Below are 10,979 nucleotides of genomic sequence, written 5' to 3'. Positions count from 1 at the left end.
TCGAGGACGACCGCCTCGGCTACGCCCTGGCGGCCACCCTGACCCGGTCCAGCCTGACCGAGGCGGACGCGACCGAGTGGCTCGATCCCGCCGCCCGGGCGCTGGCGGTCGCGCCGACCGACGGCTTCCGGGCAGAGTTCGGGAACACCCTCCGCACCCTGCGCGTCGTCTACGTGATGATCGACCAGGGTGTTCGGGTGAGGCTGACCGTGACGGGGCAGAGCGGGACAGAGGTCCCCCACCGCGAGGCCGTCCGCTCCAAGCTCGTCGAGGTCTTCCGCGCCGCCACCCCGTACTACTTCTGACTCACCGCCCCACCGTCTGCCTGCAAGGATGTCCGCATGGACGAATCAGGGCAGGGCGAGCCGACCGCCCGGGTGGTTGATCGACTGCGGGACGCCTTCGAGGCGGCCGACTACACGGTCGACGGGGTCGCCGCGCGATTGGGTGCCCAGGCCAACGATGCGCTGGGGCGGAACGAGACGACCCTCGCGTACCGGCAGACAGCGGCAGGCGACCCGCTCGATGTCCTGATCAGATTTTTCCTGCTCCAACGTGCTGCGCCGGAATCCCTGCTCAGCAAGGCGTTTCCGGACATCCTGGACGAATTTCTTGCTCTAGGCATCATCGTGCGCGAGGGCGACGAACTGCTGGCTGCGGTCGACGTCCGGCCGTACGCCGAGGACGACCGCCGCTGGTGGGTGGTGGCGGACCTGACGCCGGGGCTGGACGGTCGTCGTGAGCCGATGCGTCCGGACTATGTGCTCGGCATCGCTCCCGCGAGCCTAAGCCTGGTCAAGCTGACCGTGCCGATCAAGGCGGACTCGGCTCTCGACCTGGGCACCGGGTGCGGCATCCAGGCTCTGCACCTGGCCGACCGTACGAACCACCTTGTCGCCACCGATGTGAATCCCCGAGCGCTGCAGCTGACCCGATGGACGGCGGCACTCAATCGGATCGACCTGGACGTGCGCAACGGGAGTCTCTACGAACCCGTTGAGCATGAGCGGTTCGACCTGATCGTCAGCAACCCGCCGTACGTGATCGCGCCGCCGGGCGACGGGCGGCTGACATACCGGGAGACCGGGTTCGCGGGTGATTCGGTGGTGGAGCAGCTCGTCCGGGAGGCGCCCGCGCATCTGACGCCCGGTGGGTGGTGTCAGTTGCTCGCGAACTGGACCTGCGTGCGAGGCGAGGACTGGCGCGAACGGATCGCGGGCTGGACCGGCGACCTGTCGAGCTGGGCGGTGCAACGCGAGCAACTCGACCCGGCCGAGTACGTCGAGCTGTGGTTGCGCGACGCGGGCCTGCACGGGCGGCCGGAGTACACGAGCCGGTACGACGCCTGGCTGAGGTGGCTCGACGAGCAGCAGGTGGAAGCGATCGGGATGGGCTGGATCAACCTGCACAACGTGACGGGAAGCCTGTACGCCGAGGAGTGGCCGTACGAGATCGAGCAGCCGATCGGGCCGCACGTCCTGACCAGGTTCGAGCGGTCGGAGGGCTTGCCGGACGACCTGACCGGGCTGCACCTCGTGGTCGCCGGGGACGTAATCCAGGAGACCGCGGGACCGCCGGGAGCCGAGGATCCGGCAACGATCGTCCTAAGGCGGCAGCGCGGGATGCGCAGGGCGGAGCAGGCGGACACAGTGCTGGCAGGGTTCGTCGGCGCCTGCGATGGCGACCTCAGCGTGGGGCAGATCCTCGATGCGCTGGCCAGTCTGCTCGATCGCGAGCCGGCCGAGGTCCATGAGGACTACCTGCCCGAGATCCGCCGCTTGGTGGTCGAAGGCTTCTTTAGTTAGAAGCGCTGCGGCGCTGGCGTTTGTCGGCGTACATCCGGCGGTCCGCTTCGGTCAGCAGCTCGCTGATCGACGTGCCGTCGGTGCTGCTGGCTTGGCCGATGCTCAGCCGGAGCATGGCGAACCACGGCTCCACTGCGGTCGCGGCAGCCCGGTCGGCTGCGGTCCTGATCCGCTCGACCAGCTCCCGCGCGCCCCGCTCGTCCGGGTTGTCCAGGACGACGACGAACTCGTCACCACCGGCCCGGGCGACCACGTCATCGGCCCGCGACTGCTCGGTCAGCAGGTGCGCGACCCCACGCAGTACCTCGTCCCCGCAGGCGTGGCCGTGGCTGTCGTTGACCACCTTCAGGTTGTCCACGTCGATCGCGATCACCGCGATCGAGCGACCGGAGTCCATCGCCGCGGCCATCCGCTCGTCCAGGGCGCGGCGGTTCCCGACGCCGGTGAGCGGATCCTCCCGGGCTGCTCGCCACTCGGCGTCGTGCCGGATCGAGAGATCGTGGGTGGCGAGTGCGCTGCGGACGGCGTACAGGCCGCGGAGTCGCTCGGCCCACCAGCCTCGGGTGATCGCGCGGGCGTACTGCAGACCGGCCGTGGCGCCGGCGTCACCCGAGCCGGCGACGATCTGCACGGCCGTGTGCCGGATCAGCGCCTCCACCGGTGGATCGGGAGTCGGCGGCAGGTCCGTACCGGCGCGCTCGGCGGCTTCCAGGGCGTCGTCGAGCTGCCCGAGCGCCGCGTAGGCCCTCGCCAGGTAGGCACCGGCGATCGCGGTCAGTTCGAGGTCTCCGAGCTTGGCCAGCTGGTCGCGGCAGTCCTTGAGGATCACCGCGGCCGCGGCCGGCTCGGCGTCACCGTCGCTAGCGGCTAGCCACAGCCGCCCGGCGATCGGCCAGTACCCGAGCAGGTCGTCGCGGACGATCACCTCGATCGCCTCCGCCGCCCAGCGCCGCGCCTCGGACCGCCGGCGCCGGATGTTCTCGTCGTACGCCGGATCGCCGAGCCGCTCCATCTCGTGCGCCCAGCGCAGATTGGACTCGGCCAGATTGAGCCGGTCGATCGCCGGCGACTCGGGCAGCCCGAGCGGATCGCTGTCGGTGGCGGCCGCCAGCTCGAAATGCGGGATGCACAACTCGAACAGCCGCAGCAGGTCGTAGGCGTACCCGAGTCCGGTGTGTGCCCAGGCCGTCAGGGCGAGATCGCGGGTCCGGGACAGCGCGTTCTCCGCGGCGACCAGGTCCGCCACCGAGTCGCCGCCCTCCCCGGTCCGGATCAAGGTGACGATCCGGATGGCCAGCGCGTTCGCCTCCCAGCCTGGTTCGTCGATCGCGCGCGATACCCGGATGCAGCTGTCCACCGCGTCCAGGGCCTCGCCGGGATCGGAACCGTGGTGGGCCGCGACGGCCCGGACGTACTCGGCGGCCGCGCGTTCGTGGGTCGGCTCCGGCCCGAGCTCGGTCAGTATCCGGCGGATCTCGATCGCCGCCTCGGCCGGCCGGCCCGACTGGGCGCGCGTCATCGCCTCGGCGATCCGGGCGGTTACCCCCGAGGTCTCGCGCACTACACCTCCTTGATCAGCGCACGCGGCGCTTGTCCTCATAAAGCCGGCTGTCCGCCAGCGGGACCAGCAACTCCACCGGCACGCCTTCCGCCGTCGCGGCGTACCCGATGCTCAGGCCGAGCCTGGCCAGCCACGGCTTGGGTGTCGTCGCCGCGGTCCGGGCTACCGCTGCCCGGATCCGCTCGGCCAACTGGAAGCCACCCTTGGCGTCCGGCTGGTCGAGCACCACGAAGAACTCGTCCCCACCCGATCGAACCACGGCATCGGTAGCTCGCGCTTGTTCCAGGAGCAGATTTGCAACAACCTGCAACAGTTCGTCACCACAGGCGTGCCCGAAGCTGTCGTTGACCAGCTTGAGATCGTCGACGTCGATGGCCAGCAGGGTGACCGCGCGCTGCGAAGTACGGGCTGCGGTCAAGCGTTCGTCCAGGGCGCGGCGGTTGCCGACCCCGGTCAGCGCATCCTGCCGGGCCGCGTGCCACTCGGCATCGTGCCGCGCCGACAGGTCGTGCGCCACCAGCGCATGCCGTACTGCGTTCAGCGCGCGCTGTCGTTCCTTCCACCAACCTCTGGCCACCGAGCGGGCATAAGCCAAGCCGGCAACGGCTCCGAGCGCACCGGTACTAGCGGCAAGCTCCGATCTGGTCTGCAGCACCAGCAACTGCGTCGACGGATCAGCCAGCGGGATCAGGTCAGCCGCAGCCCGATCTGCCGCGGCCTTGGCCTCAGCGTGGTAGCCCTGAGCAGCAAGAGCTCTTGCCAGGTAGGCACCGGCGATCGCGAGCCGCTCTGTCTCGCCCAGCTTGCTGATCCGGTCGCGGCCGTCCATCAGTTCGGCGGCAGCAGCCGCAGGGTCCTTCGCCGTCGCCGCTGCGGCCAGCCACAGCTGTGTGCTCAAGCGCCAGTACTCCTGGCTCTCGTCGTCGACGATCACTCGCTCAGCTTCACGCGCCCAACGCTCGGCCGAAGCCTGCAGCTCCCTGATCTCTCCCTCGTACGCCGGGTCGCCGAGCCGCTCAAGTTCGTGGGACCAGCGCAGATGGGTCTCCGCCAGATTGAGCCGGTCGATCGCCGGGGACTCGGCCAGCGCGAAAACGTCGACATCGGACGCGGCGGCCAGTTCGTAGTGCGGGACGCAGAGCTCGAACAACCGCAGTACGTCATAGGCGTAGCCGATTCCGGTGTGGCCCCAGGCGGCGAGACCTGGGTCCGTCGTCCTACTCAGAGCATGCTCGGCCGCGACCAGGTCGTTCACCGTGTCGCCACCGCGTCCGCTACGGCCCAGGGTGATGATCCGGATCGCTAGGGCGTTGGCCTCCCAGCCCGGCTCGTCGATCGCCCGGCCGATCTGCACGCAGGCCTCCACCGCGGCGAGCGCCCCGTCGGCGTCGCTCGCGTGATGCGCGCAGACACCGCGGACGTACTCGGCGGCCGCGAGCTCGTAGCTGGGCTCAGGGCCGAGCTCGGCCCGGATCGCGTCGACCTCGACCGCCGCGGCGGCGTGACCACCCGACTGGGCCAGGGTCATGGCCGCACTGATCCGATCCGTCAGCGGACCCGCGTCCATCACCATCTCGAAGTTCGGCTTCCTGGTCGGTCCCGTCACTCGCCGCACGGGTGGGACCGCCCATTGTGGTCGCGGTGGGGGCCGCTGTCACTGCCTTCCAGCAGGCAACAGCGAGCAGGACGTCAGCCCGCGACCTGCCGGGCCTCGGCCGAGTGCAGCTGGACGGGCAGAGACTCGACGCCGTACACGATGGAGAAGTCGCGGAATCGCAGCTGATCCTCGGGGATGGCCAGGGACAGATCCGGGAAGCGGTGGGCGAGTGCGGTGAACGCCGCGCGGAGCTCCATCCGGGCCAGCTCGGCACCGACGCAGCGGTGCATGCCGTGCCCGAAGGCGAGGTGCGCGGCAGGGGCCCGCTTCGGGTAGAAGTCCTCCGCGTCCTGGCCGAAAACCTCCTTGTCGCGGTCGGCGCCGGACAGCGACACGGCGACCAGGTCGCCCTTCTTCACCTGCTGGCCGAACAGTTCCTGGTCGTGCCGGGCGAACCGGGGGAAGGCCACCTGGACCACGGTCAGGTAGCGCAGCAGTTCCTCGACGATCGCGTCGACCGCGCCCGGTTCGTTCCGGATCCGGGCGAAGTTCTCCGGGTCGCGCAGCAGCACCAGGGTGCCGAGCGCGAGCATGCTGGCCGACGTCTCGTAGCCGCCCAGGAAGACCCCGTCGGCCAGGCCGCCGAGTTCGATGTCGTCGATCTCGTCGCCCTGCTCGCGGATGATCGAGCCGATCAGGCCGTCGCCGGGATTCTCGCGTTGCTTGCCGACGATCTCGAACAGGAAGTCGCGGGACTCGCTGGCCGAACCGAACACCCCGATCCCACCGCCGGACAGGTCGAACCTGGCCGGGCCGAGCGCCCGGAAGCGGTCGCGGTCGGACTCCTCGACGCCGAGCAGGTCGCTGATCAGCAGGAACGGCACGTTGAAGGCGAAGTCCGCGACGATGTCGACGACCGGGCCCTTGGCCTCCATCAGGTCGAGCTGGTCGTTCACGATCTTCTCGATGGCCGGCTCCAGCCGGGCCAGCCGCCGCTTGGTGAACTCCGGGGTGAGCAGCTTGCGCAGCCGGGTGTGGTCCGGCGGATCGGTGAAGCCCAGGCCGCCGATGCCCTCGGACGGCTTGTTCGGGTCCGAGCCGACCAGCGGCCGGATGTCGTTGCTGAAGTTGGCGGTGTCGGCGAGCACGGATTTCGCCTCCGCATGGCCGCTGACCACCCACACGTTCAGCCCGAAAAGGTGGGCCAGTTTGTGCACCGGCTCGACCTCGCGGATGTCGCCCAGCTCGGGGACCGGGTCCAGTCCCTCGCGGCGCAGCGGCATCGAGACCTGACGCGGGAACATCCGCATCTTCGACAGGTCCAGACCACCCCTTCGAGTGGTCCTGTTCAGCAATCGGCTGCCGACCCATCTCTTCAGGTATGTCGCAACCATGGCTCCCACGCGCCCTCTCTGAACAACTGTCCTGACGGTGTCGTCTCTGTTGAAACTAGCCGCTACCGGGACCAGATCTGATGGTGTTGGCACTACTTGTGTAGTGGCGTTGGCACCACCATGGGAGGGGGCCATGGTCTTGCCAGCTCAGACCTTGTCATGGACAGGGACCAGCTTGCCACCGGATCCCACCTGTACCGTCCCTGGAACGGCAATCAGGTGGTCCCGGGGGCAGCTCAGGGGAAACTCAGCCGAAAGTCGGATGTGCTGGCGGCGTTGGTCTGCGGTGACGATTTAGTTGCGCCAGCAACCACCTCAGGGGTTGCAGGTCAGGCGCGCTTCGGCCCAGTCGGCGTGGTCGCTGGTGACACCGTCGCCCGCGTCCGATACCTGGAGACTCAGGGTTTGGCCGTTGCTGACGTCGACGGTGACGGGGACGGTGGGAGAGGATCCGGTGAGGAGATCGGATGTGTACTTCGCCACACCGTCGACCAGGACCTTGAAGCTGACTTTGCCGCGATCCTCCATTTCGTCGTCCACGCCGAGCTTGGCGGTGAAGGATGAACAGTTGCCGCCCAGCCGGACGCTGACCGAGGACGGGGCGTGGGTGCCGAGACCCTTGGCGTACTGCGTGCCGTCGAGGGTGAGTGGTCCGCCGTCTCCCGCGGCATCCTCGCCGTTGCTGTGGTCCCGTTCGACCGGGCCCCAGCCGTTGGTCGAGTCGATCCATTCCAGGTCGCTCACCCACGGCTGACCGGTGGGTGCGGGCGGCAACGGTTTGTCGGCCAGGGTGGCGGCGAAGAATCCGAGTCCGCCGCCGGGCAGCTTGATCGCCTTCACCGTCTTACCGGATTCCAGCGGTACTGCGGTGTAGAAGACCCGGTAGTCCGTTGTGGTGTTGGCCAGACCGGCAGGCGTGTAGCGGCCCTTCACCGACACTGCCAGTTTGGCGCCACCTGTCGTTGGGTCCTGGCAACACCAGTTCGGGAGTTGGAGTGGGGCTTGTGACTCGGATCCGTCGGTATAGATGACGGTGACGCTGCCTTTCGCATTCAGGCTGGCGCCCGCGCCGAGCAAAGCCAGATGTGTTCCGGTGCCGGAGACCAGGATCGGCGCAGGCTGGTTCTTCACCAGGTTCGGGGTGCCCGGTGCGCCTGTCGGCCAGGTGAATTCGGCGCCCTGCACGGTGACCTTGGCGCCCGGCGTGTAGCCGGCGGCCGCGAGTGCCTCGCCGTTGAAGCTGTTGCCGGATCCGTCGAAGTTGCCCTGGGCATACGTCGACGCATCGCTCACGCCGACCACATTCGCTGCCTGGGACAACGATGCGTAGGGCAACTGAGCGGTCGCCACAGTGCTGTTCTTGTACGTGGTGTCATGTACCCGGTACGACGCGTCGAGGCGCAAGGTGAAACTCGCCGGGTTCACCGAGGCAGCCGGTGTCACCTGCAGTTTGGTGGAGACAGTCTTCCCCGGCTCGACCTTGGCGAAGGTGCTTGTGCCGGTAGCGGACCACCCGGGCGGCAGGTCGAGGGTCAACCGGACATCGCGCATGGTCGTAGTACCGGCGTTCCGGAAGGTTGCGGAGACCTCGGTTGCCTGGCCCGGGGCGTTCCACAGGGACGGGGTGGAGAGTTCCGGGGTACCGAAGGTGTCGGAGACGGTCTTGCCGCCGCCGACCGAGGTGGTGCCGGACAGGCGGACCGTGGCGTCCCGCGACGTGGAGATCGATGCGGTCTTCACCAGCACGGTGCCGTTCTCGTAGTACCAGCCGGTGGAGGCTGCGAGGTAGGCGTTCTTGCTGACCAGCTTGGTGAGCTTGCGGTTGTCGATCGAGACGTCGCGCGGTGCCGTATCGGTGTGGACCGTCAGCTCGTAAGGGCGTGCTGACGGCTTGCCTGTGTACGAACCACGGCTTGCGCCGAGCTTCACGGTGACGTCGCCGCGCCCGGCGACCGGGGCGTTGACCTCCAATAGTTGCGTGGCGGACTTGTCCTGCTTGTAGTCGCGGGTGACCCGGTCGTCTTCATACAGGGAGAAGGAGGACTTGCCCTCCGGGTAGATGTCCACCGTCAGGCGGTCCGCGAAGCCCTGCTCGGCGGCGGAGTTGATGCCGCTCTTCCACAGCGGGACCACTGCGCCACCCTTGACGAACAGGGGCAGCGTGTCGAGCGGGGCGTGGTAGCCGTTCACCGTTGTCGGGCCCTGGTAGACCTTGCCGGACCAGTAGTCCACCCAGGTTCCCTTGGGCAGGTAGATCCCGCTCTTCACCTCGTCCGCGCCCCACATCGGCGCCACCAGGAACTCCTTGCCGGCCAGGAACTCGTACTTCGTGGTGTCGTCCCAGGTCTTCGGATCGTTCGGGTACTCGAGGACCAGCGAACGGTTCAGTGGAGCACCGGTGCGGTGGGCCTCAGCGGCGTACGAGTAGAAGTACGGGAGCAACCGCTCGCGCAGCTTGAGGTACTTCCGGTTGATGGAGGTGTAGGGCTCGCCGTACGTCCACGGCTGCTTGTACGCCGGTGTCGCCCAGCCGGACATCGTCATGAAGGCCGGGTTGAACACCTTCCACTGCAGGTCGCGCACGTAGCTCGTCGGCGAGCCCCCGAAGATGCCGTCGACGTCACCCGCGCTGTAGGCGATACCGCTGTTGCCCGAGCCGGTGATGGCCGGGATCTGCCACTTGATCGCGTCCAGTGAGCCGCTGTGGTCGCCGGTCCACTGCACTGCACATCGCTGTGCACCCGCCCAGCCTTCGACCATCCACGCGTAGCCGCGAGCGTTGCTGTACTGCTCGATGCCGTCATGCGCGGTGTCGCAGGCGCTGAGCGCGTACCGGTAGCCCGGGCCGACCCAGGCCACGTCCAGCTTGCGTACGCGGACTCCTGCCTCGCCTACCTCGGCCGGCTGGCGGTCGAGCGAGGACTGGGTCCACAGGCCCATCTGGATGTTGCGCTTGTTCAGTTCCTCGGCGGTCTGCTTGAGCGGCGGGATCTCGCGCTTGCCCCACCAGGTGCCGTCGACCTGTTCCGAGTCCGTGTCGTCGGAGTAGCCGCAGCCGTAGTCGTCGTTGACCAGCATCCAGCCGCCTGGCATGTCCTCGTCCTGGAACTTCTGGGCCACCTTCACCGCATCCAAGGTGGTCACCTTGTCCGGGGTGACCTTCCAGTCGTTGCTGGGATCCGGGTCGGTGGCGTAGTGGCCGCGGTTGTAGCAGTCGGAGTCGCCGTACTCGAGTCCGTAGATCGGTGGCATGAACGGGCGGCCGGTGAGTTCGGTGTAGCGGTTGAGCGAGGTCTTGAGGTCTCCGACGAAGTAGTACGCGTCGAACCGCTTCTCCTCGTGCTTGGTGACCACGGGCTCGGTGAAGCTGTAGCTGCCCGGGGTGAACGTGTTCCGCAGTACGCCGTAGCCCGCAGTGCTCATGTAGTACGGCGAGGCGTTCGGGTTGCCGCCGTCCTCCCAGTTGAAGTCGCGGGCGACCGTGATGGTCTGGCCGCGGTGCGAGAACCGGCCGTTCTGCATGCCGCCACCGAAGTACTGCTCGGTCGCGCCCCGGCTCAGCGACTGGCTGGCGGAGTTGTCGTTCCAGGAGAGCGGTGCTGTCTCGGACCACACCAGTTGCCCGTTGGACCGGTACAGGGAGAAGCGCAGCGGTGACTTGGTCGCGCGCACCTCGATCTTGTCCGTCGTGAGTGAGTAGTAGCTGCCACGGTCACGCCAGGAGGTACGGGGCTTGGCGTAGTCGGTTTTGGTCACGATGGTCGAAGCCGGTGCGGACGGATCCTCCGGCGGAGTACTGGCGGGGTCGGTGAAGTTCCCGTCCGGCGCCAGCCAGAGCCGGAACACGTCGTCCTTGAGGAACACCACCCGGACCTTCGCCGGACCGGCGGTCAGCGTGTACGTCGAGGAGTCGGCGGCGAAGCCGGTCACCGCGCCCAGCGAGGTGTCTCCGGGTTGGGCGGCGGCCGGCGCGCCATTGCTCACCAAGGCACCGGCGACCAGGGCGAGGGCTGTCGCCACCACCGCGGCCGAACGTTTCATGCGGACAAAGATGCTCACGGGGGCCTCACTTCACGCATCTATGAACAGAATTGCGTCATTGATAACTCAGCGACCCACTGGTTGTCACTAGCTGACCGCGGATCGCTCCGATCGGGTTCCCGGCCGGAGGACGCGCCGGGAGACGGGCGGCGCCGGCGGTCTGCCCTGACCATGGTTCGGAGTGCGCTGATCAGGGATTTCGGGTGCTTGCCGTCACCCGAATGCGGTTTCGGGCGCCCTCAGCGGTTACGGTGCGTTGAGAAATGCGTTGCAGTCGGCCGTACTCTGTCCTCGGGCGGGTCGGTTGTGCTCAGGGGGTTCAGTGCACGGCGCTGAGGTCATGGGGGAATGAGCAACGCGACCGCAGGGTTGTGGGGCACGACGAGGGTTGACAGGCGAGGAGCGCAGTGGCAGGGGCAACAGGGACCAAGACATCGTCCGGCACGTCTTCGACGACCGGACGCAGGCTGGTGATTGTCGAGTCGCCGAAGAAGGCGCGGATGATCGCCGGCTTCCTGGGGCCCGGCTACGTGGTGGAGTCGAGCTTCGGACACATCCGGGACCTGCCGAAGGGCGCCGAC

At 68.0% G+C, this 10,979-nt stretch carries 6 protein-coding genes and 1 pseudogene; 3 read left to right on the top strand and 4 right to left on the bottom strand.

The genetic code is table 11. The features are described 5' to 3' along the window. Together VFG33_RS34435 and VFG33_RS34430 are read left to right on the top strand one after the other, a co-directional pair. Positions 1-305, top strand: a pseudogene (locus VFG33_RS34435) (DUF2785 domain-containing protein); the annotation flags it as partial. Between the two features lie 36 nt (positions 306-341). After that, positions 342-1,805, top strand: a complete 1,464-nt coding sequence (locus tag VFG33_RS34430) for a DUF7059 domain-containing protein (RefSeq protein WP_325057198.1) — start codon at positions 342-344, stop codon at positions 1,803-1,805. Here VFG33_RS34430 and VFG33_RS34425 read toward each other — a convergent pair. The 4 genes from VFG33_RS34425 to VFG33_RS34410 form a co-directional block, all read right to left on the bottom strand. Continuing rightward, the gene (locus VFG33_RS34425; RefSeq protein WP_325057197.1) at positions 1,798-3,366 is read right to left on the bottom strand and encodes a GGDEF domain-containing protein; all 1,569 of its coding nucleotides are present in this window, start codon (positions 3,364-3,366) and stop codon (positions 1,798-1,800) included. The two genes, VFG33_RS34430 and VFG33_RS34425, sit on opposite strands and share 8 nt — an antisense overlap. Before the next feature lie 13 nt (positions 3,367-3,379). After that, on the bottom strand, positions 3,380-4,981 hold the full coding sequence (locus tag VFG33_RS34420; RefSeq protein ID WP_325057196.1) for a GGDEF domain-containing protein: 1,602 nt from the start codon (positions 4,979-4,981) through the stop codon (positions 3,380-3,382). A 74-nt stretch (positions 4,982-5,055) separates the two neighbouring features. Continuing rightward, positions 5,056-6,357 carry a cytochrome P450 gene (locus tag VFG33_RS34415; protein WP_325057195.1) on the bottom strand — a complete coding sequence of 434 codons (1,302 nt, stop codon included), beginning with the start codon at positions 6,355-6,357 and terminating at the stop codon, positions 5,056-5,058. A 315-nt stretch (positions 6,358-6,672) separates the two neighbouring features. After that, a complete protein-coding gene (locus VFG33_RS34410) occupies positions 6,673-10,398 on the bottom strand; it encodes an NPCBM/NEW2 domain-containing protein (RefSeq protein WP_325057194.1) in 3,726 nt (1,241 codons plus the stop codon). 407 nt (positions 10,399-10,805) lie between these two features. Between VFG33_RS34410 and VFG33_RS34405 the strand changes: the two genes are divergently transcribed. Continuing rightward, a partial coding sequence (locus tag VFG33_RS34405) for a toprim domain-containing protein (protein WP_325057199.1) occupies positions 10,806-10,979 on the top strand: 174 nt, incomplete at its 3' end.

The sequence above is a fragment of the Kribbella sp. genome (assembly GCF_035687465.1).
Lineage (GTDB): Bacteria > Actinomycetota > Actinomycetes > Propionibacteriales > Kribbellaceae > Kribbella.
Note: the sequence above shows the minus strand (reverse complement) of the source record. Positions and strands in the feature narration are given on the sequence as shown.